A 25,907-nucleotide genomic window follows, 5' to 3' on the forward strand; every position below is an offset into this window, starting at 1 on the left:
GTTTCCTTTCTATGGTTGGGACGGTTGGTGCAGATGGATTAACAGGGTATTGGCCTGTTTGCCGACAATAACGGCGGATTCGGCGGCGTGGCCGTGGTCGTGATTGACAGCCTGCGCCTGCCAATGCGTGCCGCGGTAGGCAACTTCGTAGCGGCCGTCGTGCAGCCGCTGCAGAATTTGGACGCTTTGTCCGATATCCAAATCATTGTCGGCCTGTTTCTCTGTCGGGCGGCGGCGTTTCAGCCAAGTGTGGACGCAGGCGATGCCGAGTGCGGACAACAGGGCGGCGGTAAACAGCGGTATGGACACGCTGTCGCTAAAGAAGGCGGCAACCAGCCCTGCGCCTGCAGCAGCCAAGCTGACCACCAGCAGATAAACCGTGCCGAGAAACAGTTCGGTAATCAGGATTGCGGCGGCAATCACCAGCCAAGTCGTCATCATCTCTCTCACTTCTGTTGGTTGCAACAGCTAATCATAGCATATTCGTTGGGTGAGGCCGTCTGAAAATCAGGCAAATGTCCGAAAAATCAAGTAAATCCCGAAACCGATAAAAAAGCATCCGGACACATTGTCCACATAGCGGCCGTAGCGGCTGTAAAACCGTTTGACCGCTCCGCCTGAAAACAGAAAGGCGATTAGGGCAAAATAGGCGGCGGTTTCCACCAAAAGCAGCAGTAAAACGCCCGCCATCTGCTGTTCGGAAGCCATATCTGCCAACACCGCCGACATCACGCTGCCGAAATACACCACCACTTTGGGGTTGGACAGATTGACCAACAGCCCTTTTTTCGCTTCCTGCCACGGGCGGACGGTTGCGGCGGCATCGGGCGCATATTCCTGAAACTGCACGTTTTCACGGGTTTTCAGCATTTTGCTGCCCAAATACATCAAATAAGCAGCACCGAGGCACACCAAAACGGCATTGAGCAGCGGAAACGTGTTGAACAGCAGCGACAGCCCGAGCATGGTGGCACATGCCCAAAACATCACGCCGCAGACGATTCCGGCGACGGCAAACAATGCCGTTTTGCGGCCGTAAAGCGCCGCCGTGCGGGCAATATAGAAAAAATCGGGGCCGGGACTCATCAGCCCGAGCAGGTGGACAATCACAATATTCCAAAGCATGGTTTTCAAAAACAGTTCAACAAAGGGCAAAGGATTGAATATAATAAGCGGCTGTTTATCATGTCAATCACAATCAATATGAAAAAATACATTATTTTACCGGTGGCGGCATTGCTCGCAGCCTGCGGCGGCAAAACCGACGGCGAAGCCGCAGCGCAGCTTGCGCCCAAGCCCGTGTTTCGTGTGAAATACATCGATACCGCCGCCCTGCAGGGTTTGGCGTTGGAGCAACCCGAAAACGGGCAAGACGAAGCGGGCAAGCCGGTGGCTGATTATCTGATTGCCGGCATGGAGCAGCCCAACCATATCCGCCTGACCGGCAAACACAGCAACGATTTGGAAGCGATTAGCGGAAAATGTTTGGAAGCGGGAAAAACCGACTGGCAAGCGCAAAGTGTGTGCCGCACATTATTTGAGCAACTGGTTGCCAACATTGCCGAAGATGCCGATAAATTAAGCGATTATTTAATCGGCCATGCGGGATTGCAGCCGCAGCAGAGCGGAAGCGGTTATGCGGCGGTGCAAAACGGGCGTTATGTATTGGAATTGGACAGCGAAGGCCGGTTTACGTTCCGACGGCGGCATTATTAAAAATTGTATGGTGAAATAACCTCAAAGCACGCCATCGTTGGCTTCGGCTTGCCGACTTGTATTGCTTTGGCGTTATTTCACTATAAAACGCTTGTTTCTTATCAACAAGGCCGTCTGAAAACGGGGATTGGTTAGCGAACCCCGTTTTCAGACGGCCTGCGTTATCCGCAATATTTGTCGGAATTACTGTTTCGGCATACGGAAACTGTCGTGGCAACTTTTGCAGCTTGCGCCGACTTCGCCGTAGGCGGCTTTGATGACTTGCAGATCGGCGGTTTGGGCGGCTTCGCTGAGTTTGGCGACGGCGGCTTCAAACTGCTGTTGCGCAGCGGTGAAATCGGCCGGTTTTTCCCAAATCGCAGGCAAGGCTTCGCCGTTGCCTTGCGGGTCGGTTTGGAAGAAGTCAAACGGCTTTTTGCTGTTGGCGGCAAAAGTGGCGGCGGCCTGTTTGAATTTTTCCACTTCGTAGGTTTCTTCGCCTTTGACCATTTTGCCCATGGTCATAAAGTCGGGCATCATGGATTTGAACGCAGCAGAGCGGTCTTCGGAAATCGGGCCTTTGGGCTGTTCGGGCTGGCTGTTGCCGCAGGCGGCCAAAAGCAGCAGGGCGGCGCTGAGGAGAATCGGGGTTTTGATGTTCATGGTTTGTTCCTTATCGGGATGGCTTGTTTTCTGTGATATGATGTTTTCAGACGGCTTTGCAAGCAACAGGCCGTCTGAAAAAAAACCTAATCATACCTGAAAACCGTGTTAAAAAACGAAAGGAAAAATTATGGCGATTCTGATTACCGGCGCTTCGGCGGGTTTCGGCGAGGCGATGTGCCGCACCTTTGCGGCGGCCGGTTATGCCGTTATCGGTGCGGCCAGACGGGTGGAGAAACTGAATCAGCTAGCGGCGGAATTGGGCGGTAATTTTTATGCTTTGCAGATGGATGTTGCCGATACGCAGTCGGTGCGTTCGGCTTTGGACAGCCTGCCCGAGCCGTTTCGGGAAATCGATTGCCTGATCAACAATGCTGGTTTGGCCTTGGGCTTGGACGCTGCCCACGAAGCGGATTTTGCCGACTGGGAAACCATGATTCAGACCAATATTGTCGGGCTGGCGTTTCTCACCCGCCAAGTGCTGCCGCAGATGGTGGCGAGAAAAAGCGGCTATATTATGAATCTGGGTTCGATTGCGGGAACGTATCCTTATCCCGGCGGCAATGTGTACGGCGCAACCAAAGCATTTGTGCGCCAGTTCAGCCTGAATCTGCGTGCCGATTTGGCGGGAACGGGCGTGCGGGTGAGCAATATCGAGCCGGGTTTGTGTGGTGATACCGAGTTTTCCCAAGTGCGGTTTAAAGGTGATGGCGAACGGGCGGCGAAAGTGTATGAACATACGCAGTTTATCCTGCCGCAGGATATTGCCGACACGGCGTTGTGGCTGTATCAGCGGCCGGCGCATATGAATGTGAACACGGTTGAAATCATGCCGGTATCGCAGAGTTTCGGCGCATTGCCGGTGGCAAAAAATCCGCCGCCGACAGAAAAAGTGCAGGATTTTGATAAACAGAGTACGTCGCTGTTTGCCAAAATCAAAGCGTGGTTTAAATAATGCCGATGGGAAATATCAGCAAGGCCGTCTGAAAACCCGCTTCGCTCGTTTTGGTGAAACCTTCGGTTTTAGCTGCGCAGAAACCCGCTTCGCTCGTTTTCAGACGGCCTTGTGTCGGCGGCAAAGGCTGCGTGTTATAATGGAACATCTCACAAAATGCTTTACCGGTTCACAATCCACCAATGCTTATGAATAAATTCAAACAGAAAATTCTTGCTCAGGCGCAGCACAACGGGGCGCAGGTAACGGCTTTGCGCGAACAGGTGCTGGACATTATTTTGCAGCAGACCGGCGTGATTAAAGCCTACCATGTTTTGTCGCAGATGCAGCAGCAGAGCGAGGGCGTGGTTGCGCCGCCGACGGCATACCGTGCCTTGGATTTTTGGGCGGAGCAGGGCGTGTTGCACAAAGTGGCGGCGGTCAACGGCTATGTATTGTGCAGCCACGCCCAGCACGAATGCAGCGACCATTGCCACGCCCATGACGAACAGTCGCACCACCATAGCGCATTTATTTTGGTCTGCACCGAATGCGGCACGGTGGACGAGCAAACCCTCAGCAGCGAATGGGCGGCATTGTGCCGCGGCGTTGCTGAAAGCGGTTTTGTCCTTAAAGAAGAACATGTTGTTTTAACAGGAATCTGCAGCAAATGCCGACAATAAATAAAACCAAAGTCCACCTGATTTCCGGTTTTTTGGGAACAGGCAAAACCACCGCCCTCAAAAGCCTGATGGCACAAAAAGACCCTGACGAAAAATGGGTGATTATTGTTAATGAGTTCGGCGAAATCGGCATTGACGGTGCTGTGTTGAGTGATGACGGCATTCCCGTGGCGGAAATCGCCGGCGGCTGTCTGTGTTGCACCGCCGGGTCGCAAATGGGGGCGACCGTTCAAAAAATGCTGCAGGAAGCCCAACCCGACCGCCTGATGATTGAGGCCAGCGGCTTGGCGCACGCCGCCAGCGTGATTGACGAATTGAAAGCCAAACCTTTGGGTGATCTGCTCGAAGTGGCGGCGGTGTTTACCGTGGTCGATCCCCGCCAGTTTATTTCGCCCGATTATGCAGGACAGGCTTTGTATAAAGACCAAATCGGCGTTTGCGATGTGTTGGTGGCGAGCAAAACCGATTTGTGCAGTCCCGAACAGTTGGCGGAATTTCACGAAAAAGCGGCCAAGCTGTTTCCGCCCAAAGCCAAAGTGGTGGAAGTGCAAAATGCCCGATTAGACATTCAGTGGCTGGATATTCCCGTTACCGAAAAATCCCGCTACCGCCTCAAAGCCTTGCCAGATAACACGATGGGTTATCAGTCGGAAGGGTTTACATTCCCCGCCGGACAGGATTTCGACGGCGAAAAGCTGACCCGCTTTTTTGACGAGTTGCCCAATATGACCGAAGGCTTGGTGCGTGCCAAAGGCGTGTTCCAAGTATTGGGAACATGGGTATGGCTCAACTGGGTGGACGGCCGCTGGGGCGCAAGCCAAGTATCATGGCGGCGGGATTCCCGTTTCGAGCTGATTGCCAAATCGTTTGATGCCGATTTGATTGAGCAAACCTTAAACGAGGCGCTGGAAAAATAAAGCAAGGCCGTCTGAAAAATGAGTGAACCCGATTTTCAGACGGCCTGTCGTGAATTCACCATCGTCGATAAACAAAGGCAGGCTATGTGGCGTTATATCCTACAACGCTTATTACTCTTAATCCCCACGCTGCTCGGCATTTTGGCGGTAACGTTTGCGATTATCCAATTTGTCCCCGGCGGACCGGTGGAACAGATGGTGCAGCAACTGACCCAAAGCGGCGCAGTCGGCGAAGCGGCAGCGGGTTCGGCGAATGTGCTGAAAAACGGCGCACTCAGTGCCGACGATTTGGCGGCGCTCAATGCGCTCTACGGTTTCGACAAACCGCCGCTGACCCGTTTTGCCGATATGGTGGTGCGGTTTGCCCGTTTTGATTTGGGCGAAAGTTTTTTCCATCATCAAACCGTATTCGAGCTGATCAAAGAAAAAATGCCCGTGTCCATGAGTTTGGGCTTGTGGACATTTGTTTTGACCTATCTCATCTGCATTCCCTTGGGCATTGCCAAAGCCGTGAAAGACGGCAGCCGTTTTGATGCACTTACCGGCGTGGCGGTGCTGGTCGGCTATACCGTGCCGCCGTTTGTTTTAGGGCTGGTGCTGCTGGTGTTGTTCGGTGGCGGCAGCTTTTGGGCATGGTTTCCGCAGGGAGGCTTGGTCGGCGACGATTTCGACACATTGTCGCAGGCAGGAAAAATCAAAGATTATCTGTGGCACATCGCTCTTCCGATTACCGCTTCGGTAGCGGGTAATCTGGCCGTGATGACGCTTTTGACTAAAAACGTTTTTCTCGAAGAAATCCGCCGCCAATACGTCTATACCGCCCGAGCCAAAGGCTTGCCCGAGCGGCAGATTTTGTGGAAACACATTTTCCGCAACGCCATGATTCCGCTGATTACCGGTTTCCCCGCCGCCTTTATCGGCGCATTTTTTACCGGCAGCCTGCTCATCGAAACCCTGTTTTCGCTCGACGGCTTGGGGCTGCTTTCCTACGAAGCGGTGATGAAGCGGGATTATCCGGTGGTAATGGGAACGCTGTATGTGTTCACCCTGATGGGGCTGCTGGCCAAACTGTTGTCGGATATTTCCTATTCGTGGATTGACCCGAGGATTCACTTTGACGGACAGAAATAGATTGCGGCGATTTGCGTGCTGTTGTGAGCATTGCAGAACCCCGCTTTGTTTATTTTCAGACGGCTTACGATATTTGATGGAGTAGTTTTAAGAATGAAACGTTTAAAAGACATTTCAGCCGAAAGTCGGGAATATCAAAAAGAAGCAAATAAAGTGGTCGATATTCATTTTCAAAATGATGAAGCAACCAAACGGCTGGTGATGCGCAGCGCCAAAAGGGTAATTGCTGCACATAAAGCCGAATTGGAAAAGTTGGCTTATAAATGATATGAACAATCTTTCCCAAAACACGGTATGGCAGGCATTTAAGCGGCACAAGCGGGGGCGCTGGGCGTTGAATCTGTTGCTGCTGCTGTTTGCGGTTGCCCTGCTTGCGCCGCTGTGGAGCAACGACAAGCCTTTGTGGGTGCATTATCAGGGCAAAAACTATTTTCCGCTGGTTCACGATTATCATGAAACCGTGTTCGGCGGCGATTTTGCCACGCCTGCAGATTATCTCGATCCGCTGATCCGCCGCAATATTACCGAGGGCGGCAATTTTGCCGTGTATCCGCCCAATCCTTATGCGGCGGATACTTTAAACGATTTCGATACCGCCCCCAATCCCGACAGGCCGTCTGAAAAACATTGGTTGGGAACGGACGACCACGGGCGGGACGTGTTGGCACGGCTGGTGTACGGTTTTCGGGATTCGCTGCTGTTTGCGCTGCTGCTCACCGCCGTAACCACCGCCATCGGCGTGGTGGTCGGAGCGGTGCAGGGTTATTTTGGCGGCAAAACCGATTTGCTGATTCAGCGTTTTCTCGAAATCTGGAGCGGATTGCCCGAACTGTATCTGCTGATTATTCTGTCGTCTTTTTTTAATCCGAGCCTGCTGATTTTATTGGTTTTACTGTCACTGTTCGGTTGGGTCGGGCTGTCGGACTATGTGCGGGCGGAGTTTTTGAAAAACCGTCAGGCGGATTATGTGTTGGCGGCAAAAAGCATGGGCGTGGGGCCTGCTGCAATTATGTGGCGGCATATTTTGCCCAACAGTCTGACACCGGTGCTGGCGTTTTTGCCGTTCCGCATTTCCGGAGCGGTTTTGGCGCTCACCAGCCTTGATTTTCTCGGCTTGGGCGTGGGCGCTTCGCAGGCCAGTTTGGGTGAAATGCTCTCGCAGGGCAAAGACAATCTCGATGCGTGGTGGATCGGCTTGCCGACCATAGCCGTGCTGACGCTGATGCTGGTTTTGCTGGTGATGATCGGTGAGGGCGTGCGGCTGGCTTTTGACGTACGGGCGCGAAAAGGGTAGCATGACGGGCTTTTGATGCCGTCTGAAAACCGAGTATATTGTGAATTCACTTTAAATTCACTTTAGCGGATTTTTTGCGCAACTTAATTTGTATCAATCGGAAACGGGCAGAAACGATATGGACCGCCGGAACACGCCGGTATGAAAAGTGTTTCAGCGACATTTGAATTGAGAATAAAATGAATTATATTTATAACAATTTATATGAAATGCTCAATGCCGCTTGCCGCAAAAACGGCGGCGGTGTGGCGTTGTTTGACGATAAAACCAAAATCCGCTACCGCGAATTAAAACAGGAAGTCGATTCGGTTGCCGCCTATCTGCAGGATATGGGGGTCGGTTTCGGCGACAAAGTGGCGATGTTGGTGAGCAATTCCACCGAATTTATCTCGGCATATTTTGCGGTTACGGCGCTGGGTGCGGTCGCCGTGCCGATGAATATCTTTTTGAAAAACGAAGAAATCGTTTACATTCTCAATAATTGTCAGGCGCAGTTTCTGCTGGCTTCGGCGGGTTTGGCAAAAGAGCTGAAAGGCGTGAAGCAGCAAACCGCCCTGCAGCGTACTGTTTGGATCGGCGGCATGGAAGCGGCGGAAACCGGTGATGTAGATTTTGCCGAAGCGCAGCGTTACGCCAAGCAGCCGGATTTGAGCCGTCAGCCGCAAATCGATGATTTGGCACATATTATCTACACTTCCGGCACCACCGGACACCCGAAAGGCGCTTTAATCAGCTACCGCAACCTGTTTGCCAATCTGCACGGCGTGGAGCAGGTGTTTAAAATTTCCAAAAAAGACCGTTTTGTCGTCTTTTTGCCGATGTTCCACAGCTTCACGCTCACGGCGATGGTATTGTTGCCGGTATTCTCGTCCTGCTCGATTATTCTGGTGAAATCCGTATTCCCGTTTTCCAATGTACTCAAACAGGTATTGTTCAAGCGGGCAACCGTCTTTTTGGGCGTACCCGCCATTTATACCGCCATGGGCAAAGCGCATATTCCGTGGTATTTCCGCTGGTTCAACCGGGTACGCCTGTTTATCAGCGGCGGCGCACCGCTGGCGGAACAGACCATTACCGATTTTAAAGTCAAATTCCCTAAAGCCACGCTGGTCGAGGGTTACGGCTTGAGCGAATGCTCGCCGGTGGTGGCTGCAAACACTTTGGAAAAACAGAAAGTCGCCAGCGTCGGCCGTCCGTTGCCGGGCTATCAGGTCAAAGTGGTGGACGAAGAATTGGTCGAATTGCCGCACGGCGAAGTGGGCGAATTGATTGTCAAAGGCGATTCGGTAATGCAGGGCTATCTGAATATGCCCGATGCCACCGATGAAGTGATGAGCAACGGCTGGCTGAAAACCGGCGATTTGGTTACCGTGGACGATGAGGGTTTTATCTTTATCGTTGACCGCAAAAAAGATTTGATTATTACCAAAGGCCAAAACGTTTATCCGCGCGAAATCGAAGAAATCATCTACAAACTGGAAGCAGTGGAAGCTGCAGCGGTAATCGGCGTGAAAGACCGTTATGCCGATGAAGAAATCGTGGCGTTTATCCAACTGAAAGACAAAGCCGAGCTGGACGAAAAAACCGTCCGCAATTATCTGCGTCAGCACTTGGCGAATTTCAAACTACCCAAACAGATTGTGTTTGAACAAGAATTGCCCCGCAACGCCACCGGCAAAGTATTGAAACGGGTATTGAAACAGCAGCTTGAAGCCCAAAGCTGATTTTCAGACGGCCTGCTCGATATGGAAACCATTTTAGAAATCCAAGGCTTAAACGCCGCCTTTCCCGACAAACAGGTGCTGCACGACATCAACCTGAAGGTAGCCGCCGGCAGCCGTTTGGCAGTTGTCGGCGAGAGCGGCAGCGGCAAAACCGTATTGGCGCAGGCAATCATGCGGCTTAATCCGGCGGTGCGCCTGCAAGGCCGTCTGAAATTCGCCGGCGAAGATTTGCTGAACCTGTCTGAAAAAGCCCTGCAAAAGCGGCGCGGGCGGGAAATCGGCATGGTGTTCCAAGAACCGATGACGGCACTCAATCCGGTGATGACTGTCGGCAAACAGATTGCCGAAGTGCTGACCCTGCATTTGGGGCTGAATGCCAAACAGGCGTGGTTTCGTGCCGTTGAATTGCTTGAAGAAACCGGCATTCGGGACGCAGCCGAAAAAGCCAAAGCCTATCCTTTCCAACTGTCGGGCGGGCAGCGCCAGCGGGCGATGATTGCCATGGCGGTGGCGGGCGAACCCAAACTGCTGATTGCCGACGAACCGACCACCGCCCTCGATGCCGTGGTGCAGACCCAGATTTTAGATTTGTTGGCACGCCTGCAACAGCAGCGCAATATGACCCTGATTTACATCACCCACGATTTGAATCTGGTGCGCCGTTTTGCCGACAGCGTTGTCGTGATGCAGCAGGGCAGAATTGTCGAGCAAGGCAGCGCACAAAGCCTGTTTGCCGACCCGCAGCACGAATATACCCGAATCCTGCTCGGCAGCGACCAAACCCGCCACGCCGCCCCGTTGCCCGACAATGCGCCGATACTGCTGGAAGCACGACAGCTTGCCGTTGCTGTCAAAGAATCCGCCGGTTGGTGGAAAAAACGCAGCAAAACCCTGCTCGAACCGTTGGACTTTACCCTGAAAAGCGGCGAAACCTTGGGCATTATCGGCGAGAGCGGCAGCGGCAAAACCACCTTGGCAAAAGCCGTTTTGCGGCTGATACCGTTTGCAGGCCGTCTGAAAATGCACGGTCAGGATTTAAGCAGACAATCCCGCCGTGCCGTGCAAATCGTGTTTCAAGACCCGTTTGGCGCATTCAATCCGAGAATGAATATTTTTGAAACCGTATCCGAAGCCCTGCGGATACACGAACCCTCGTGGACAGCGGCGCAAAAACGGCAGCGGGTAGCGGAAGTATTACAGCAGGTCGGTCTGGACGAAGAAGCCATGCAGCGTTTCCCCCACGAATTTTCCGGCGGCCAGCGCCAGCGTATCGCCATCGCCCGTGCATTGGCCGTACGTCCCGAAATCTTGGTTTTAGACGAACCGACCAGCGCACTGGACAAACAATGGCAGCAGCAAATCATCGACCTGCTCGCCGAATTACAGCAGCAATACCGCCTGAGCATGATGATTGTCAGCCACGATTTAAACGTGATTCACGCCCTGTCGCACCGGGTGATGGTGCTGAAAGAAGGCAGGGTTGTCGAAGCGGGGGATTGCCGAAATGTGTTTGCCAATCCCCATGCGCCCTATACACAAAAACTATTATCCGGCTTCACCCCTTGAAATTTCGGGCATTTGCCCTTATTCTAGCCGACAGTCAGCGCCGGACAGACAAGATCACCGGCCGCAACACCCATCTCCATTTTAAAAAGGAAAGAACATGAGCAGCGAATTGGTTTTACACACTACCGACGCAGATTTCGAACAAGACGTTTTAAAATCCGAAGTTCCCGTATTGCTGGACTTCTGGGCGCCATGGTGCGGCCCTTGCCGCATGATTGCCCCGCTGTTGGACGAAATCGCCGCCGAGTTTGAAGGCCGTCTGAAAGTGGTCAAAATCAACATCGATGAAAACGAACAAACTCCGGTAAAATTCGGTGTACGCGGTATCCCAACGCTGATGGTGTTTAAAAACGGCGAAAACGTCGCTACCAAAGTCGGTGCATTGGCAAAAGGCCAACTGAGCGCATTCGTTACCGCTTCCATCGCCTAACCGGCGGATTGGAAAGACAGCAGGATAAACGGTTGGTTGCCGTTTATCCTGTTTTTATATGGTAGGTTTACTATACACAAAAATCAGGAAGAAGATGTGAACAGCTTGTGGAAAAGCTGATTATCGGATTGAACGGAAAAGGTAAATCGGTATTGATGAAAAACTAGGCAGTGGGTTGTTGCGGGGAAAAACGTTAAACATAAGCCGTCTGAAAACGAGCGTCGTGCGTTTTCAGACGGCTTATGTTTTTCATACCAACTTAACGGCTGTTTTGTTTGTACCACTCGATAAACTGTTCGGGTGGTACAAAGCCTAATAAGGCTTCGCTGTGGCTACCGTCAGGATGAATAACAAATACGCCCGGCGGGCCGAAGAGGCCGAAGGATTTCAGCAGCGCCCGATGTTCGGGGGTGTTGGCAGTTACGTCGATTTGGAAGAAGCGCTGCATATCGACGGCTTCATGCACTTGCGGCTGGTTGAGGGTGTAGGCGGCCATTTCTTTGCAGGATACGCACCAGTCGGCGTAAAAGTCGAGCATCACCGGTTGGTCGGGTTGCTGTGCAAAAGCCTCGGCAATGGCCTGTTGCAGTTCGGCGGTGTCGGTAAAGACTTTGCCGTAGTGGGCGGTTTCTCTGCTGCTTGGCGGACTCAGGGTCAGGAAATGGTGCAGGGCGGTGGCTTGGCTGCGGTAGCTTTGCCAGCCGAACCAGCCGCCGCCTGCAAGCAGAAAAATGCCCAACACGGCGCAAACGGTTTTCAGACGGCCTTGCTCGCGGGACATTTGGCGCAGCAGCAGGGCAGCGGGTACGATAAGCAGCAGGGTGTAGAGTGCGGCAGTCAGAGCGTAGGGCAGGTGCGGTGTGGCAAGATATACGGCAACGGCGAGCAGGATAAAGCCGAAGGCGTATTTGATGCCGATCATCCAGCCGCCGGCACGGGGCAGGATATGGCCGCCGAAGGTGCCGATAATAATCAGCGGCACGCCGGTGCCGAGTGCTAAGACATACAGCGCCAAACCGCCGAGTACGGCATCACCGGTCTGGCCGATATAGCCCAAGGCAAATGCCAGCGGCGGGGCGACGCAAGGGCCGACAATCAGCGCCGAGAGCATACCCATAATAAAGACCGAGGCGATTTTGCCGCCGGAGAGTCGGTTGCTTTGGTTTTGGAAATAAGATTGGACGGAGGCGGGCAGTTGGATATCAAACAGGCCGAACATCGACAGCGCCAGCACCACCATCAGCGCAGCGGCGGCAAGGACAATCCACGGCTGCTGCAGCCAGACGGTAAGCAGAGCGCCGGTAAGTCCGGCAATCACGCCGACCAGCGTATAGGTCAGCGCCAAGCCCTGCACATAAACATTGGAGAGCAAAAAGGCACGGCGTTTGTCGGTATTTTTATCGCCGACAATAATCCCCGACACAATCGGCAGCAGCGGATACATGCAGGCGGTAAAGCTCAAGCCCAAGCCGGCGAGAAAAAACGCCAACAGGTTGGCGTTTAAAGTGTCCCAAGAAAGTTTGAAACGGCTAGAAGAGGCAGCAGGTTTGCTGGCGGGGCGTGCCGAATCAGGTTGGGTAAAACGCTCTTTGGCGGAAGCAGCATCTTCACCCGGCGGCTGATACAGCCCGTTGCCCTGAATATCAAATTCGGTCGTTACCGGCGGATAGCACACGCCGACTTCGGCGCAGCCCTGATAGTTCAAAACCAGTTTGTAGGCGGCAGACGGGCGGTTTGTGTAGGGCCATGCGGCTTCGGCATTGTGGTGGAACACGGTTTGTTTGCCGAAAAATTCATCGTTTTTCTCTTCGCCTTGGCTGAAAGATGGTTCGCCCAACAAAGCAGCAGGTTCGGTTTCAGCAGTGATTTTGGCTTGGTAGAGATAATAGCCGTCGGCGATTTTGAAACGGGCATGGACACCTTGGTCGCTGACTTCAAGCAGCGGCGAAAAGGCTTCTTCGGGCGGCAGCAGCTGGGAAGCGTCCACCGTATCCGCCAAAACCGGAGCGGAGAGGGAGAGCAGTGCGGCGAGAAAATAGAGGATTTTTTTCATGTAAGTTTCCTAGTGATTTCTGTTTCCTGTTGCAGGTGGGCCGATACGCTGCGGCCGTTGTTATAGTGAATTAAACGCAAAACAGGCGGGCTTGTCTTTGTTCGGACGCAAACAAGGCCGGTTTACCTGCTTTGTGTTTAAGCCACTATGGACAATGCCGTCTGAAAACGCAAAATCCGGTTTTCAGACGGCATTGCAGCTTACGGATAAGCAATATAGGCGTAAGCGGAATGGTTGTGGATGGATTCGAAGTTTTCGCTTTCCACCACGAAGCGTTCAATGCGTTTGTCCGCCATCAAAACCGTTGCCGTATCGCGTACCAAATCTTCGACAAACTTCGGATTTTCATAGGCTTTTTCGGTAACGTATTTTTCATCCGGGCGTTTGAGCAAACCATAAAGCTGGCAGCTTGCCTGTGCTTCGATATAATCGATGATTTCTTCGATGCCGATTTCGGCGCAGGCATCGAGGCTGACGGTAACGTGCGAACGCTGGTTGTGTGCGCCGTATTGCGAGATTTCTTTGGAACACGGGCAGAGGCTGGTAACCGGCACCATTACTTTCATGCTGTAACGGTAAGCGCCTTTTTCGATTTCGCCGACCAAGGTAACATCATAATCCAGCAGCGACTGAATGCCCGAAACCGGCGCTGTTTTCTTGCGGAAAAACGGAAACGAAACTTGGATTTTGCCCGAATGCGAGTCCAGCAGCACCAGCATATTTTCAGTCATGCGGCGCAATTCGGCAAACGACAGCGCCGCTTCCTGCTGTTCCATCATCGCCACAAAGCGGGACATATGCGTGCCTTTTTGCTCGGCGGGCAGATAAACCGTCATCGTCAGGCGGGCAACGGTTGCCTGTTCGCCCTCGGCAGTATTCAGGCGGATTGGGAAGCGTAAATCTTTGATGCCGACCTGATTAATCGGCAGGTTGCGTAAATCACGGCTGGATTGCACGTCTGCAATGGCGTTCATGCGTATTTTTTCCTTCATTTAATGCTATCGTGAATTCACTTTAAAAGTATTACGGCGTTGGCTCGCCTAGCCGTACTACCTGTACTGTCTGCGGCTCGCCGCCTTGTACTACTTTTAAAGTGAATCCACTATTAAGATGCGGTGTTTCAGGGCGGGAGCAGCCGTCTGAAAAGGATTGATAACCAGTTCGGTTTCTTATTTTAAGGTTTCCGATTATACCACTTGTGCCGGAGAAGCCAAAAGCCAAATCGGCGATTTTAATTGATTGTTACTATTTTAAAGATAGTGATAGAATAAGCAGCATTCACCCGCCCGACAGAGCCATTTTTAAATCAATATCTTATTGTCTGAAAAAGGAATAGACGATGGAATTTTCCACCAAAGCCATACATTCCAGCTACGACTGCGACGAACACAACCGAGCCCTGATGCCGCCGATTTACCAAAACAGCATGTTTGCCATGCACGGCATCGGCGAACAGACACCTTACCGCTATTCCCGCCTGAGCAATCCGACCCGCCAAGTCTTGGAAGACACCGTTGCCGACTTGGAGCAGGGCGTAGCGGCGTTTGCCTTTTCCAGCGGCATGGCGGGCATTGATGCCGTGTGGCGCACCTTTCTAAAGCCGGGCGATACCGTGGTTGCCGTATCCGATATTTACGGCGGCGCTTACGATTTATTGGTTGATGTGTATGCCAAATGGGGCATCAATGTCGTATTTGCCGATTTGAGCAATCCCGCCAATTTAGACGATATTCTTGCCAAACAAACTGTCAAACTGGTATGGCTGGAAACGCCGTCTAACCCGCTCTTGCGGCTGGTGGACATCAAAACACTGGCAGAAAAAGCCAAAGCCGCCGGTGCGCTGGTCGGCATCGACAACACCTTTGCCACCCCGTATCTGCAACAGCCGCTGACGCTGGGCTGCGATATTGTGTTCCACTCCGCCACCAAATACCTGTGCGGCCATTCCGACGTATTGATGGGCGTGGTAGTGGTGAAAACCCCCGAATTGGCCAAACCGCTGCACAACATGATGGTCAATACCGGTGCCATTGCTGGTCCGATGGACTGCTGGCTGGTGTTGCGCGGCATCAAAACCCTTGCCCTGCGGATGCAGGCACATTGCCGCAACGCATTGGAGATCGCCAAACGGCTGGAAAGTCATCCCGCCATTGAGCGGGTGTTTTACCCCGGCTTGCCGTCGCACGAACATCACGAACTGGCAAAAGCCCAAATGCCCAAAGGCATAGGCGGCGTAGTAACCGTTTACCTGAAAAACGACAGCAAAGCCGCCGCCGACAGCGTGATTCAAAACATGAACATCGTCAAAATGGCCGCCAGCCTCGGCGGCGTGGAAAGTCTGGTCAATCACTGCTATTCCCAATCCCACAGCGGCGTGCCGCATGATGTAAAAATGCAGATGGGCATCAAAGAAGGCCTGCTGCGCTTCTCCATCGGCGTGGAAGACGTAGAAGACATCTGGCAGGACATTTCCACCGCCTTAAACAGCACACTGTAAACCCGCCGTGCAAGCAAGGCCGTCTGAAAATCAGTTTTCAGACGGCCTGAGACCTTTGCAAAACCCTAGATTTGAGTACAGTTCGAAGTTATAGCAGCACAAAAATCGAAGATATATCATAAAGATAGTCAAGATTTTGAGCAGCGCATAACGAAGAAATGTACCAAAGATAGGGAATTTGCAAAGATCTCGGCCTTTGATGATTGTATTGTGGGAGGCAACGAAACAGCCAACCTTGCCGAACATTCCGCAATAGTGAATTCACGGTATAATAAACCCGTTTAAAATTCTGATTGGAACACAGACATGGCAGCCGCCCCCGAAGCCAAATTTACCGAAGAGCAAGTGTTGTGGGTCAAACAGCATACGCCCAAACTGATGACATTTGCCATCACCCGCCCCGAAGCCTACCGCTTTTCCGCCGGACAGTTTTCCCGCTTGGGCTTTCGGGACGGCGAAGGCTTCATCTGGCGCGCTTACTCAATCGTATCCGCCGAATACGCCGACACGCTCGAATATTTCGCCGTCTTAATTGAAAACGGCCCGATGTCGGCAAAATTCGCCGAAATGAAAACCGGCGATACTATTTTGCTCGACAAAACCGCCACCGGCTTTCTGTTGCCCGAACGTTTCCCCGACGGCAAAGACTTACTGATGCTCGCCACCGGTTCCGGCATCGCCCCGTTTTTATCGATTTTAGAACAACCCGAAATCTGGCAACGCTTCGACCGCTTAGCGCTGGTACATTCCGTATCCTATGTCGGCGAACTGATTTTCAACGACCGCTTGGCAGCGCTGGCAGAACACCCGCTTATCGAAGAATATTTCCACAAATTCCACTTTATCCCCGTAACCACCCGAGAACAAACCGGCCACACCCTCGGCGGCAAACGGATTCCCGAATTGCTCAAACAAAACATCTTAGCGCAGCAACTGGGCTGGCAGTTCAACCCGACAGACACCCGCTTTATGGTCTGCGGCAACCCCGAAATGGTCAAAGACACCCTGCAAACCCTGCTCGATCTAGGCTACACCATGCACCGCAACCGCTTACCGGGCCAGATTTTATTGGAAAACGGGTTTTAATTCGACCACAATCAAAAACACTGTAGCGTGCTTGCCTCAGCATGCACGCGCTGTAAATATTATGCTAAAGCCGTCTGAAAATTAATTTTCAGACGGCTTGTTTTTATGATTATTTGCTAAACTTCCTTTATTATTTTTATAATTCAAAATAAAAACAAAATGATAATATCGTGAATTCACTTTAAAAGTATTACAGCGTTGGCTCGCCTAGCCGTACTACCTGTACTGTCTTCGGCTCGCCGCCTTGTACTACTTTTAAAGTGAATCCACTATAAAGGAGAGAAATCATGCTGATGCCGTATCTGCTGCCGTGTTGGGTGTTGGGGGTGGCGGTTTCGTTTGCGTTGCCGTTTGTGCCGCATTGGGCGGTATGGGCGGTGGTTTTGTTTGGGCTGGCGGGATTGGCGCTGCGTTTTCGTTGGCTGATTTGGGTGTTGGCGGCGGTGGCGGGCATGGCTTACGGGGTGTGGCGGACGGAGTCGGCTTTGGCGGAGCAGTGGCCGCTGGTGCAGCGGGAGGCGGCTTTGACGGTGGAGGTGGTGGATTTGCCGTATGCGGATAGCCGCAAAACGCAGTTTCTTGCTCGGGCTTGGTGTGATGATGGGCGGGTGTTTCAGTTGTTGTTGTCGGATTACGGGAAACGGGATTGGCCGGTGGGCAGCCGCTGGCGGGTTGGGGCGAAGCTGCGTCCGGCGGTGGGGGCGGTGAATATTCGGGGTTTGAACCGTGAAACGTGGGCTTTGGCAAACGGTATCGGCGGGGTGGGAACGTTGGCAAAGGGGCGGCAGCGTTTGGCGGCAGGTTCGGCTTCGGTTTGGGCTTTGTGGCGGGAAAGGATACGCCGGAGCTGGCAGCGGTCGGTGTCGCCGGAATACGGGTTTTCAGACGGCATGGCGTTGATGCGGATGTTGAGTATCGGTGAACAGTCGGCGCTGCGGCCTGCGGTGTGGCAGGCGTTCCGGCCTTTGGGGATGACGCATTTGGTGAGTATTTCGGGGCTGCATGTTACGATGGTGGCGCTGATGTGCGGCGGTTTGATGAAGATGTTGCTGCGCTGCTCGCCATATTTGCCGCAGCGGCCGAAGCGTTGGGTGTTGGTCGGCGGTTTGTTGGGGGCGGCGGCGTATGCGGCCTTGTCGGGGTTTTCCGTGCCGACGCAGCGCAGTGTGCTGATGTTGGCGGTGCTGGCTTGGGCATGGCTGCGGGGACGGGGTGCAACGGCGTGGTCGGGCTGGTGGGCGGCGCTGGCGGCGGTGTTGCTGTTTGATCCTTCGGCAGTATTGGGCGTGGGAACGTGGCTGTCGTTCGGTTTGATTGCGAGTTTGATTTGGGTGTCGGCAGGGCGGCTGGGCAGGGCTTCGGGAGCGGAAAAGAATATTTATGCGGGTTTTCAGACGGCCTTGCACGGGCAATGGGCGGCAACGGTGGGATCGTTGGTGTTGCTGGGCAGTATTTTTGCTTCGTTGCCGCTGATCAGCCCTTTGGTGAATGCCTTGGCGATTCCGTGGTTTTCGTGGGTGCTGACACCGTTGGCGCTGCTGGGTTCGCTGTTGCCGCTTGCGCCGTTGCAGATTTTGGCGGCGGCTTTGGCGGAATATACGCTGCGGGCGCTGATGTGGCTGGCGGATTTTGCGCCGGAATGGGCGGTGGCCGTGCCGCCTGTGCCGCTGCTGGCGTTGGCGGCGGTGGCTGCTGCGGCCGCCTTGTTGCCGAGGGGCAGCGGTATGCGGCTGTGGGCGTGGCTGGTGTTGGCCGGATTTGTGTTTTATCGTCCGCCGCCGCTTGAGGAAGGCCGTCTGAAAATGGCGGTATTGGATGCCGGACAAGGCTTGTCGGTGTTGCTGCAAACCAAGGATCATGATTTATTGTTTGACACGGGTACGGCCGCTGCGGCGGCGACGGGCATTGTGCCGAGTTTGAACGCTTTGGGCATACGCCGTTTGGACAAACTGATTTTGTCGCACCACGACAGCGACCATGACGGCGGTTTTCCCGCCGTGCGCCGAAATCGGACAATCGCCGATTTGGCGGCGGGGCAGCCTGAATTTTATGCGGCGGCGCAGTTGTGCGGCGAAACGTCGTGGTGGTGGAACGGCGTGTATTTTGAATTTTTGCGGCCGGCGGGAAAAGTGAGCAACGATGATAACGACCAAAGCTGTGTGCTGCGTGCCGTAGCGGGCAATCAGGCGGTGATGATTACCGGCGATTTGGGGCAGAAGGGCGAGGCGGCGCTGGTGGCGAAATACGGCGAAGCCTTATACAGCAGCGTGTTGGTGTTGGGACACCACGGCAGCAGCAGCGCTTCTTCCGGCGTGTTTCTCAATGCCGTATCGCCCCGTTATGCCGTGGCTTCCAGCGGCTATGCCAACAGCTACCGCCACCCGACGCAGGAAGTGCAAAACAGGGTGCGGGCGCACGGCATTAAATTGCTGCGTACCGATTATCAAGGTGCGTTGCAGTTTGAACTGGGCGGCAGCGGAGAAATCTTTCAGGGCAGCATGAGGCCGTACCGTTTTTATTGGCAGAAAAAACCGTTTGCCGCTGTGCCGTAGCGTCGGCGGTTTGAGCGTATCGCCGTAAATCAGGTTATAATGCGGGGCTTTAATGTTTACCTGAATGACCGGAGTGTGTTATCTATCGGTTCCCTGTCTCATCGGCGGGACAGGGTTCGTTGCCGATGACTTCGGGTTGTTCCGCTACTAAACGAAACGCTCTGTTTTCAGACGGCATGCCGTCTGAAAATCCTGTCAGACCTACTATAGTGGGTTCACTTTAAAAGTAGTACAAGGCGGCGAGCCGTAGACAGTACAGGTAGTACGGCAAGGCGAGCCAACGCCGTAATACTTTTAAAGCGAATTCACGATAAGATTTAAAGGAAACCCATGTTCCGTACCCTGTTGGGCGGCAAAATCCACCGTGCCACCGTAACCGAAGCCGATTTAAACTATGTCGGCAGCATTACTATTGACGAAGATTTGCTGGATGCCGCCGGTATCTGCGTCAATGAAAAAGTCGCCATCGTCAATAATAACAACGGCGAACGCTTGGAAACCTACACCATCGCCGGCAAACGGGGCAGCGGTGTCGTGTGCCTCAACGGTGCCGCTGCAAGGCTGGTGCAGAAAGGCGATATTGTGATTATCATGTCGTATGTGATGCTTTCCGAACCCGAAATCGCCGCCCACCAACCCAAAGTCGTATTGGTGGATGGGCAAAACAAAATTCGTGAAGTGATTGCTTACGAACCGCCGCACACCGTTTTATAGCCGCAATTCCCCCAATCCGTCCCATAATGAAAGGACAGCCATGAATATCCAAATCAACCATCTGAATGTCGGCAACGATTTACCGTTTACCCTGTTTGGCGGCATCAACGTCTTGGAAGACCTCGATTCCACGCTGAAAGCCTGCGAACATTATGTTGCCGTTACCCAAAAACTCGGCATTCCCTATGTGTTCAAAGCCTCGTTTGACAAAGCCAACCGCTCGTCTATCCACTCATTCCGAGGTGTCGGCTTGGACGAAGGCCTGAAAATCTTTGAAGCGGTGAAGCGGGAATTTAATGTTCCCGTGATTACCGATGTTCACGAACCGTACCAATGCCGCCCCGTTGCCGAAGTCTGCGACGTTATCCAACTTCCCGCCTTTTTGGCACGCCAAACCGATTTGGTGGTCGCCATGGCGCAAACCGGCAATGTTATCAACATCAAAAAACCGCAGTTTCTCAGCCCGTCGCAAATGAAAAACATCGTGGAAAAATTCCAAGAAGCCGGTAACGACAAACTGATTTTATGCGAACGGGGCGCAAATTTCGGCTACGACAATCTGGTAGTCGATATGCTCGGCTTCGGCGTAATGAAACAAAGCTGCGGCGGCTTGCCGATTATCTTTGACGTAACCCATTCCCTGCAAACCCGTGCCAGCGGCGCAGCCGCTTCTGGCGGCCGCCGCACACAGGCCTTGGATTTAGCACAGGCGGGCATGGCCACCCGCTTGGCCGGCCTTTTCCTCGAAGCCCACGCCAACCCCGACCAAGCCCGCTGCGACGGCCCCAGCGCCTTGCCGCTGGCGCAACTCGAAGATTTCCTGATTCGGGTCAAAGCCGTGGACGACACCGTAAAATCGTTTGCACCGATGGTGATTGAATAAATTAAGTAATGGAATCAAAACCATGCCGTCTGAAAAGTGATTTTCAGACGGCATGTTCTAGTTAAAACATCAAATTTTCTGTACAAACCTGTAAGCTACTGTCATTAATCTACTTAATTTTTATACAATTTCCCTTGTCATTCTCACACAGGCGGGAATGAGAGTCGAGTTAAATGTAGAGTGTGCTAAAAATTTGGTTAATTCACTATGGTTTTTGTACTGTATCTTCCAGAGTGTTGAGGAATTTTTCTAAATCTTGCTTGAGATAAGTCATCCGATCGCCGCTTTCCTCATCGGTCAGTTCCAACATACCCGGCTTGTTATCTACAACAAGCATCTTGACTTTAGCCGTACTTTTCTTCCCGATTTCTTTCTTGTCCTGCTGTTCTCTGCCATCTTTCACAACCCGATAATCGGCAATAGTCTGCTGAAGAGCCTGCCGCTTTTCATCAAATGTCCAAGTGAATTCCTGTTTGATGATAATGGGTTTTCCTTCGGCCTTCACTGTCAAGAGCATGATGTCCACACCTGTGCCGTCGGGGTACATAGCTGTCGTGTTAATCAGCGAACCTTCTTCATTTGCTTCCGCATCACCCCAAAATCCGTATAAATCATTTTGTCCGACTTTGTCGGCAATGTACATCCTGTCGGCCTGCTCTGCGGTGGCGGAGTTTTGTTTAGGTTCGGCGGATGCGGACGGACTGAGGAATATCAGGCTTGATGAAACCATTAAGGCGGGCAAGATACTTTTTAAAATCTTCATGTTGTTTTTCCGGTTAAAATAGGGGCGGATATTTTCCATATCCTCAACCTGTTTAATGAAAAACAAGGTGAGGGTTCTAAAGTCCGGCACGCGGACAAGAGACCATCTGAAAAACGGTTCGGCGTTTTCAGACGGCCTTTTTTTTTAAGGATGTGGATGTGGCTTATTTATCGTCATCTTTATCGTCTTTCTTGTCTTTTTTCACTACCGGTTTTTTGGCTGCCAGACCTAAAGACTTCTGCCATTGGGCGGGGTCTTTGACCAGTTCCAAGGCTTTGCGCAGTTGGTCGTCTTTGGCCGGATTCGGGGTGCGGCGGGCGATGATGTCTTCTTCTTTTTCTTTGTCGGTTTTCGGTTTTTTTGCTTCGACGGTTACTCGGTCGGCGGCATCTTCGTTGCTGCTGTTTACGTCTTCGCCGCCGAGCGGATTGCCGATATGGCCGACCAGATCGGCTTCACGGCTTTCGTAGGTGCGCTCTTTGTCTTTGACTTCTACATCGGGAACGATGCCTTGTGCCTGAATCGAGCGGTCGTTCGGGGTGTAGTAGAGGGCGGTGGTGATTTTCATGGCTGTGCCGTTGGACAGCGGAATGACGGTCTGCACCGAGCCTTTGCCGAAACTTTGGGTGCCGACAATCACTGCCCGTTTGTGGTCTTGCAGTGCGCCGGAAACGATTTCGGAGGCGGATGCGGAACCGGCGTTAATCAATACGGTCATCGGAATGGTTTTCAATTCTTGCGGCAAGCCGGTGAGCGGGTCGGATTCGCCGAAGATGGTGTAGTCTTCCGGTGTGGCTTTCAGGCTCATGCCGGCTTTGCCGTCCCGCCCTTTGGTGCTGACAACGGGGGCGTTGTCTTTCAGGAAGGCGGCGGAAATGCCGACTGCGCTGTTGAGCAGACCACCGGGGTCGTCACGCAGGTCGAGGATGATGCCTTTGAGCGAGCCTTTGTTTTGTTTGATCAAATCTTGGGCGGCTTTGTTGAGGGCTTCGACGGTTTGCTCTTGGAACTGGGTAATGCGGATATAGCCGTAGCCCGGTTCGAGCAGGTGGTGGCGCACGCTTTTGACTTTGATGATGGCACGGGTCAGATTGACGACAATCGGTTTGTCGGCGTTTTTGCGGGACAGGGTGAGGGTGATTTTGGTGCCGGGTTTGCCGCGCATTTTTTTCACGGCTTGGCTGACGGTCATGCCTCGGGTGGATTCGTTGTTGATTTTAACGATAAAGTCGCCGCTTTTCACACCGGCACGTTCGGCGGGAGTATCTTCAATCGGGGCAACGACTTTGACGAAGCCGTCTTCCTGTCCGATTTCCATGCCCAAGCCGCCAAATTCGCCTTTGGTGGATTCTTTCAGGTCGGCATAGCCTTTTTTGTCCATATATTCGGAATGCGGATCCAGCCCGCCGACCATGCCTTTCATTGCGCCTTCAAATAATTCGCTGTCGGCTTTGTCTTGATAATAGTTGGCTTTGATCTGGCCGTACACTTCGGCAATCGCTCGGATAGACTGCACCGGAAACGGTTCGTCTTTTTTCTCTTTTCCGGCGGCGAAACTTTGTACGCTCAAACTCAGTGCAATGCCGCTGAATGCGCCGAGGGTGTAGATGGCAACTTTTTTCAGGGTGGGTTTCATCATATCGGATGGAGCTTTCTGTGTGTCGTTCCGCCGTTTGGGCGGAATAGTTGTTGTGCAGATTTTCAGACGGCCTGATGCCGTCTGAAAAGTGTTTGTCGGGCGGGTTAATTAATCCACGAGAGCGGATTCATATTGCGGCCTTTGTTGCGGATTTCCAGATACAGGCCTTCTTCGCCGCTCGGAAGTGTGCCGCTGGTGCCGAGTTTGTTGCCTGCGCCGACATTATAGCCTGTGGATACGTTAATTTCATTTAAACCGGAATACACGCTGACATAATTGTCGCCGTGGTCGATTACCACCACATTGCCGTAGTCTGCCAGTTTGTCGGCATAAACCACGCTGCCGGCGGCAATGCTGCTGACGGTGCTGTCTTTCGGTGCTTGGTAGAACACGCCCCGCCATACTTCGCCGCCGCTGTCCCGGGTTTGGCCGAACAGGCCGGCCGGTGTGCCGTTAATCGGTTTGCCCAAACGCCCCTGCATACGGCTGAAGCTGTTGGCGGCGGTTTGTGCCGCCGCTGTCGGCGCTTTCAGTTTCATGTCTTCTTCGGTCAGATTGGAAAGGGCGGCCTGTTCGGCTTTGCGGGCTTTCTCGGCGGCCTCCAAACGTGCCTGCGCCGCTTTTTTGCGGGCAAGGGCTTCCTGTTTGCGTTGCTCGGCTTTGCGTTGTTCCAAATCGCTCAATAAATTATTCAAACGCTGGTCGTTGGCTTTCTGCTGCACGACTTTTTGCGCTTCTTTCGCCATTTGGGCATTCTGGCGGCGGCTTTCGACTTGTTCCGCCGTATTGCTTGCCCCCTGTTTTTTCAACGCCGCCTGCGCTTTGCTTTGCAGGTTTTTCAGACGGCCTAATTCGGCGTTGAGACGGTTTTCCTGCGCCGCCAGCGCTTTTTGCTGTTTGTTTAAATCCGCCATTACTTTTTCATTGGCCTGATTGATGTAGCGGGTGTAACGCAGGAAGCGGGTTTTCTGACCCGGTTCGGCATTTTTCAGAAACAGTGCCACGGCGTTGGGGCTGCTGTTTTTGTAATTTCCGGAAACAAAACGGGAAATCTGCGCCCGTGTGTTGGCGATTTCGGTTTTCAGACGGTTGAGTTCGGCATTGGTTTTTTGGAACTTCGCCCATGCGTCCCGCTGCTGGCGGTTGACATCGGCCAGATTGATTCTGGCCTGCTGCAATTCTTTCAGATTGGTGCTGACTTTGATCAGCAGGGCTTCCGATTGGCGCAGCAGCGCTTTTTTCTCTTCCGCATCACGGGTAGCGGCGGCAACGGCGGCACGCAATTCGGCGGAATCTTCGGTTTTGGCGGCGGCATTTTTCGTTTCCGCTTCAGCGGCTTGGGCCTTGCGGTTTTTCACATTTTTGGCGGCCGATGTTTCTTTGGCTGCTTGGTGTTTTTCAGCAGCCGCTTCTTTGGTATTTTGACGCTTGTCGGCTGCGGTTTTTTCAGCCGGATTTTTTTTGCCGTTTTTGGTATGGGTTTTGCCGTTGTCGGCGGTTTTTTCACTGTTTTTGGCTGCTTCGGCATTTTTTTCGGCACGGGCGGAGCGTTTGCCGTTTTTCTCGTTTTTCGGCTCGGCTGCGGCTTTGTCTCGGGCGTTTTTAGCGTTTTTGCTTTTGTCCGCTTTGTTGTCGGCCTGATTGTTTTTTTTCACAGCATCGGCTTTTTTTTCTGCTTGAGCTTTGCTCTGCTCGGCGGCTTTGCCTTTTTTAGCAGCGGCATTATCCGTGCGGCTGTTTTTGGCGGCACGTTCTTTGGCCGGTTCTTGGGCTTTTTTGGTTGCGGCATCTTTGCCTTTTTTCGGTGCTGCTTTTTCAGCTTGCGCCGCCGCTACGGCTTTTTTGGCGGGAGCTTTTTTGTCTTTGGTGTTGTCGGCGGCGTAGCCTTGGGCGGAAAAACACACGAGCAGGGCGAGCAGAAGGGATTTATAGCGCATGATGGATTCTGTTTCGGGCGAAATAAGATAATGCTGGGATTATACTGTCCGTAAGGCCGTCTGAAAACCGGATTGTGAAATTCTTCGGTATTGTTTTCACGTGAATTTGCGATATGTTTGCGATATGCTTGTAATCCGCCGAAACGGCCTTATATTTGAAAATATTTACCGCAATGTCTTGAGGAAAACGAACGATGATAAAAAAACTGGCTTTGATTGCTGCGCTGGCTCTGGCCGGCTGCGGCGGCGATTCGGATAAAATCGGTACGGCGAGTACGGTGTTCAATATGCTCGGCAAAAACGACCGTATCGAGGTGGAAGGTTTTGACGACCCCGATATCAGCGGCGTGTCCTGCTATATTTCCTATGCCAAAAAAGGCGGCCTGAAAGAGACGGTGAATCTGGAAGAAGATGCCAGCGATGCGTCGGTGGCGTGTGTGCAGACGGCGGAACATATCCGCTATCGTGAAGCCGATGTACTTAAACCCAAACGGGTGTTCAAACGCAGCGCCAGCGTGGCCTTTAAGAGCCAGCAAATTATCCGTTATTACGATGCCAAACGCAAAGCCTTTACCTATCTGGTTTACAGCGACAAAATCATCAACGGTTCGCCGAAAAACGCTCTGAGTGCCGTATCCTGCTACGCCAATGCTCCGGCCGATGCCAAACAGATTACCGGTATGCCGGACCACAGCATTTTCGGCACCTGCATCGTGGAAACCGCAGCGGCGAAATCATAAGGAACG

General features: G+C 52.8%; 25 protein-coding genes. 16 read left to right on the forward strand and 9 right to left on the reverse strand.

The features are described from left to right. Nucleotides 1–9: 9 nt before the first annotated feature. Both PJU73_RS02305 and PJU73_RS02310 read right to left on the reverse strand, forming a co-directional pair. Nucleotides 10–441: an NfeD family protein gene (locus tag PJU73_RS02305; RefSeq protein WP_371871487.1), complete on the reverse strand. Its 432-nt coding sequence runs from the start codon at nt 439–441 to the stop codon at nt 10–12. A 66-nt stretch (nt 442–507) separates the two neighbouring features. Then, nucleotides 508–1,125 carry a LysE family transporter gene (locus tag PJU73_RS02310; RefSeq protein ID WP_237090829.1) on the reverse strand — a complete coding sequence of 206 codons (618 nt, stop codon included), beginning with the start codon at nt 1,123–1,125 and terminating at the stop codon, nt 508–510. Between the two features lie 72 nt (nt 1,126–1,197). Here PJU73_RS02310 and PJU73_RS02315 point away from each other — a divergent pair, with 72 nt between their 5' ends. Beyond that, entirely contained in the window at nt 1,198–1,716 is a 519-nt protein-coding gene (locus tag PJU73_RS02315) for a hypothetical protein (RefSeq protein ID WP_371871489.1), read from the forward strand. A gap of 183 nt (nt 1,717–1,899) precedes the next feature. On the opposite strand, the gene PJU73_RS02320 is transcribed toward PJU73_RS02315, so the two are convergent. Beyond that, nucleotides 1,900–2,352, reverse strand: a complete 453-nt coding sequence (locus PJU73_RS02320; RefSeq protein WP_237090873.1) for a c-type cytochrome — start codon at nt 2,350–2,352, stop codon at nt 1,900–1,902. 136 nt (nt 2,353–2,488) lie between these two features. Here PJU73_RS02320 and PJU73_RS02325 point away from each other — a divergent pair, with 136 nt between their 5' ends. Beyond that, on the forward strand, nt 2,489–3,313 hold the full coding sequence (locus tag PJU73_RS02325) for an SDR family oxidoreductase (protein WP_237090830.1): 825 nt from the start codon (nt 2,489–2,491) through the stop codon (nt 3,311–3,313). On the opposite strand, the gene PJU73_RS02330 is transcribed toward PJU73_RS02325, so the two are convergent. Continuing rightward, entirely contained in the window at nt 3,306–3,461 is a 156-nt protein-coding gene (locus tag PJU73_RS02330) for a hypothetical protein (protein ID WP_237090831.1), read from the reverse strand. The genes PJU73_RS02325 and PJU73_RS02330 overlap by 8 nt on opposite strands. A 40-nt stretch (nt 3,462–3,501) precedes the next feature. Here PJU73_RS02330 and PJU73_RS02335 point away from each other — a divergent pair, with 40 nt between their 5' ends. From PJU73_RS02335 to trxA, 8 genes are all read left to right on the forward strand, one after another. Then, the gene (locus PJU73_RS02335) at nt 3,502–3,975 is read left to right on the forward strand and encodes a Fur family transcriptional regulator (RefSeq protein ID WP_237090832.1); all 474 of its coding nucleotides are present in this window, start codon (nt 3,502–3,504) and stop codon (nt 3,973–3,975) included. After that, a complete protein-coding gene (locus tag PJU73_RS02340) occupies nt 3,963–4,892 on the forward strand; it encodes a CobW family GTP-binding protein (RefSeq protein ID WP_237090833.1) in 930 nt (309 codons plus the stop codon). The genes PJU73_RS02335 and PJU73_RS02340 overlap by 13 nt, the downstream gene beginning before the upstream one ends. A gap of 84 nt (nt 4,893–4,976) precedes the next feature. Continuing rightward, nucleotides 4,977–6,023: an ABC transporter permease subunit gene (locus tag PJU73_RS02345; RefSeq protein ID WP_237090874.1), complete on the forward strand. Its 1,047-nt coding sequence runs from the start codon at nt 4,977–4,979 to the stop codon at nt 6,021–6,023. A 93-nt stretch (nt 6,024–6,116) separates the two neighbouring features. Continuing rightward, entirely contained in the window at nt 6,117–6,290 is a 174-nt protein-coding gene (locus PJU73_RS02350) for a hypothetical protein (RefSeq protein WP_237090834.1), read from the forward strand. 1 nt (nt 6,291) lies between these two features. After that, nucleotides 6,292–7,317 carry an ABC transporter permease gene (locus PJU73_RS02355; protein ID WP_237090835.1) on the forward strand — a complete coding sequence of 342 codons (1,026 nt, stop codon included), beginning with the start codon at nt 6,292–6,294 and terminating at the stop codon, nt 7,315–7,317. A gap of 179 nt (nt 7,318–7,496) precedes the next feature. Continuing rightward, a complete protein-coding gene (locus PJU73_RS02360) occupies nt 7,497–9,041 on the forward strand; it encodes a fatty acid--CoA ligase (protein WP_237090836.1) in 1,545 nt (514 codons plus the stop codon). Nucleotides 9,042–9,062: 21 nt separating this feature from the next. Beyond that, nucleotides 9,063–10,607 carry an ABC transporter ATP-binding protein gene (locus PJU73_RS02365; protein WP_237090837.1) on the forward strand — a complete coding sequence of 515 codons (1,545 nt, stop codon included), beginning with the start codon at nt 9,063–9,065 and terminating at the stop codon, nt 10,605–10,607. Nucleotides 10,608–10,704: 97 nt separating this feature from the next. Beyond that, complete coding sequence (gene trxA, locus PJU73_RS02370; RefSeq protein WP_237090838.1) at nt 10,705–11,037, forward strand: thioredoxin TrxA; 333 nt, start codon at nt 10,705–10,707, stop codon at nt 11,035–11,037. Between the two features lie 259 nt (nt 11,038–11,296). Here trxA and dsbD read toward each other — a convergent pair whose 3' ends face one another. Beyond that, nucleotides 11,297–13,090, reverse strand: a complete 1,794-nt coding sequence (gene dsbD, locus PJU73_RS02375) for a protein-disulfide reductase DsbD (protein WP_237090839.1) — start codon at nt 13,088–13,090, stop codon at nt 11,297–11,299. Between the two features lie 200 nt (nt 13,091–13,290). Then, a complete protein-coding gene (gene folE2, locus PJU73_RS02380) occupies nt 13,291–14,064 on the reverse strand; it encodes a GTP cyclohydrolase FolE2 (RefSeq protein WP_371871488.1) in 774 nt (257 codons plus the stop codon). A 365-nt stretch (nt 14,065–14,429) separates the two neighbouring features. On the opposite strand from folE2, the gene PJU73_RS02385 reads away from it, so the two are divergent. The 5 genes from PJU73_RS02385 (at nt 14,430) to kdsA (ending at nt 20,822) form a co-directional block, all read left to right on the forward strand. Beyond that, nucleotides 14,430–15,587 carry a trans-sulfuration enzyme family protein gene (locus tag PJU73_RS02385; RefSeq protein ID WP_237090841.1) on the forward strand — a complete coding sequence of 386 codons (1,158 nt, stop codon included), beginning with the start codon at nt 14,430–14,432 and terminating at the stop codon, nt 15,585–15,587. 306 nt (nt 15,588–15,893) lie between these two features. After that, nucleotides 15,894–16,673, forward strand: a complete 780-nt coding sequence (locus tag PJU73_RS02395; RefSeq protein WP_237090842.1) for a ferredoxin--NADP reductase — start codon at nt 15,894–15,896, stop codon at nt 16,671–16,673. Between the two features lie 287 nt (nt 16,674–16,960). Beyond that, nucleotides 16,961–19,225: a DNA internalization-related competence protein ComEC/Rec2 gene (locus PJU73_RS02400; protein ID WP_237090843.1), complete on the forward strand. Its 2,265-nt coding sequence runs from the start codon at nt 16,961–16,963 to the stop codon at nt 19,223–19,225. A 330-nt stretch (nt 19,226–19,555) separates the two neighbouring features. Next, nucleotides 19,556–19,939, forward strand: a complete 384-nt coding sequence (gene panD, locus PJU73_RS02405) for an aspartate 1-decarboxylase (protein WP_237090844.1) — start codon at nt 19,556–19,558, stop codon at nt 19,937–19,939. A gap of 40 nt (nt 19,940–19,979) precedes the next feature. Then, on the forward strand, nt 19,980–20,822 hold the full coding sequence (gene kdsA, locus PJU73_RS02410; RefSeq protein ID WP_237090845.1) for a 3-deoxy-8-phosphooctulonate synthase: 843 nt from the start codon (nt 19,980–19,982) through the stop codon (nt 20,820–20,822). 205 nt (nt 20,823–21,027) lie between these two features. On the opposite strand, the gene PJU73_RS02415 is transcribed toward kdsA, so the two are convergent. The 3 genes from PJU73_RS02415 to PJU73_RS02425 form a co-directional block, all read right to left on the reverse strand. Then, nucleotides 21,028–21,624 (reverse strand): hypothetical protein, encoded by a 597-nt coding sequence (locus tag PJU73_RS02415; protein ID WP_237090846.1) that lies wholly within the window; start codon nt 21,622–21,624, stop codon nt 21,028–21,030. A gap of 124 nt (nt 21,625–21,748) precedes the next feature. Beyond that, the gene (locus tag PJU73_RS02420; RefSeq protein ID WP_237090847.1) at nt 21,749–23,224 is read right to left on the reverse strand and encodes a S41 family peptidase; all 1,476 of its coding nucleotides are present in this window, start codon (nt 23,222–23,224) and stop codon (nt 21,749–21,751) included. Between the two features lie 104 nt (nt 23,225–23,328). Continuing rightward, on the reverse strand, nt 23,329–25,161 hold the full coding sequence (locus tag PJU73_RS02425; RefSeq protein ID WP_237090848.1) for a murein hydrolase activator EnvC family protein: 1,833 nt from the start codon (nt 25,159–25,161) through the stop codon (nt 23,329–23,331). 194 nt (nt 25,162–25,355) lie between these two features. Here PJU73_RS02425 and PJU73_RS02430 point away from each other — a divergent pair, with 194 nt between their 5' ends. Continuing rightward, nucleotides 25,356–25,901, forward strand: a complete 546-nt coding sequence (locus PJU73_RS02430; protein WP_272903535.1) for a CreA family protein — start codon at nt 25,356–25,358, stop codon at nt 25,899–25,901. The last annotated feature ends 6 nt before the right edge of the window (nt 25,902–25,907 follow it).

Source organism: Neisseria lisongii, from assembly GCF_028463985.1.
Classification (GTDB): domain Bacteria; phylum Pseudomonadota; class Gammaproteobacteria; order Burkholderiales; family Neisseriaceae; genus Neisseria; species Neisseria lisongii.

What these genes read in the sequence shown, in the direction of transcription:
- dsbD (WP_237090839.1), bottom strand. Translation starts at nt 13,090, where the DNA reads ATGAAAAAAATCCTCTATTTTCTCGCCGCACTGCTCTCCCTCTCCGCT.
- PJU73_RS02365 (WP_237090837.1), top strand. Translation starts at nt 9,063, where the DNA reads ATGGAAACCATTTTAGAAATCCAAGGCTTAAACGCCGCCTTTCCCGAC.
- PJU73_RS02330 (WP_237090831.1), bottom strand. Translation starts at nt 3,461, where the DNA reads ATGTTCCATTATAACACGCAGCCTTTGCCGCCGACACAAGGCCGTCTG.
- PJU73_RS02355 (WP_237090835.1), top strand. Translation starts at nt 6,292, where the DNA reads ATGAACAATCTTTCCCAAAACACGGTATGGCAGGCATTTAAGCGGCAC.
- kdsA (WP_237090845.1), top strand. Translation starts at nt 19,980, where the DNA reads ATGAATATCCAAATCAACCATCTGAATGTCGGCAACGATTTACCGTTT.
- panD (WP_237090844.1), top strand. Translation starts at nt 19,556, where the DNA reads ATGTTCCGTACCCTGTTGGGCGGCAAAATCCACCGTGCCACCGTAACC.
- PJU73_RS02345 (WP_237090874.1), top strand. Translation starts at nt 4,977, where the DNA reads ATGTGGCGTTATATCCTACAACGCTTATTACTCTTAATCCCCACGCTG.
- PJU73_RS02335 (WP_237090832.1), top strand. Translation starts at nt 3,502, where the DNA reads ATGAATAAATTCAAACAGAAAATTCTTGCTCAGGCGCAGCACAACGGG.
- PJU73_RS02395 (WP_237090842.1), top strand. Translation starts at nt 15,894, where the DNA reads ATGGCAGCCGCCCCCGAAGCCAAATTTACCGAAGAGCAAGTGTTGTGG.
- PJU73_RS02425 (WP_237090848.1), bottom strand. Translation starts at nt 25,161, where the DNA reads ATGCGCTATAAATCCCTTCTGCTCGCCCTGCTCGTGTGTTTTTCCGCC.
- PJU73_RS02340 (WP_237090833.1), top strand. Translation starts at nt 3,963, where the DNA reads ATGCCGACAATAAATAAAACCAAAGTCCACCTGATTTCCGGTTTTTTG.
- PJU73_RS02385 (WP_237090841.1), top strand. Translation starts at nt 14,430, where the DNA reads ATGGAATTTTCCACCAAAGCCATACATTCCAGCTACGACTGCGACGAA.
- PJU73_RS02310 (WP_237090829.1), bottom strand. Translation starts at nt 1,125, where the DNA reads ATGCTTTGGAATATTGTGATTGTCCACCTGCTCGGGCTGATGAGTCCC.
- PJU73_RS02420 (WP_237090847.1), bottom strand. Translation starts at nt 23,224, where the DNA reads ATGATGAAACCCACCCTGAAAAAAGTTGCCATCTACACCCTCGGCGCA.
- PJU73_RS02430 (WP_272903535.1), top strand. Translation starts at nt 25,356, where the DNA reads ATGATAAAAAAACTGGCTTTGATTGCTGCGCTGGCTCTGGCCGGCTGC.
- PJU73_RS02350 (WP_237090834.1), top strand. Translation starts at nt 6,117, where the DNA reads ATGAAACGTTTAAAAGACATTTCAGCCGAAAGTCGGGAATATCAAAAA.
- PJU73_RS02360 (WP_237090836.1), top strand. Translation starts at nt 7,497, where the DNA reads ATGAATTATATTTATAACAATTTATATGAAATGCTCAATGCCGCTTGC.
- PJU73_RS02400 (WP_237090843.1), top strand. Translation starts at nt 16,961, where the DNA reads ATGCTGATGCCGTATCTGCTGCCGTGTTGGGTGTTGGGGGTGGCGGTT.
- folE2 (WP_371871488.1), bottom strand. Translation starts at nt 14,064, where the DNA reads ATGAACGCCATTGCAGACGTGCAATCCAGCCGTGATTTACGCAACCTG.
- PJU73_RS02305 (WP_371871487.1), bottom strand. Translation starts at nt 441, where the DNA reads ATGATGACGACTTGGCTGGTGATTGCCGCCGCAATCCTGATTACCGAA.
- trxA (WP_237090838.1), top strand. Translation starts at nt 10,705, where the DNA reads ATGAGCAGCGAATTGGTTTTACACACTACCGACGCAGATTTCGAACAA.
- PJU73_RS02325 (WP_237090830.1), top strand. Translation starts at nt 2,489, where the DNA reads ATGGCGATTCTGATTACCGGCGCTTCGGCGGGTTTCGGCGAGGCGATG.
- PJU73_RS02415 (WP_237090846.1), bottom strand. Translation starts at nt 21,624, where the DNA reads ATGGAAAATATCCGCCCCTATTTTAACCGGAAAAACAACATGAAGATT.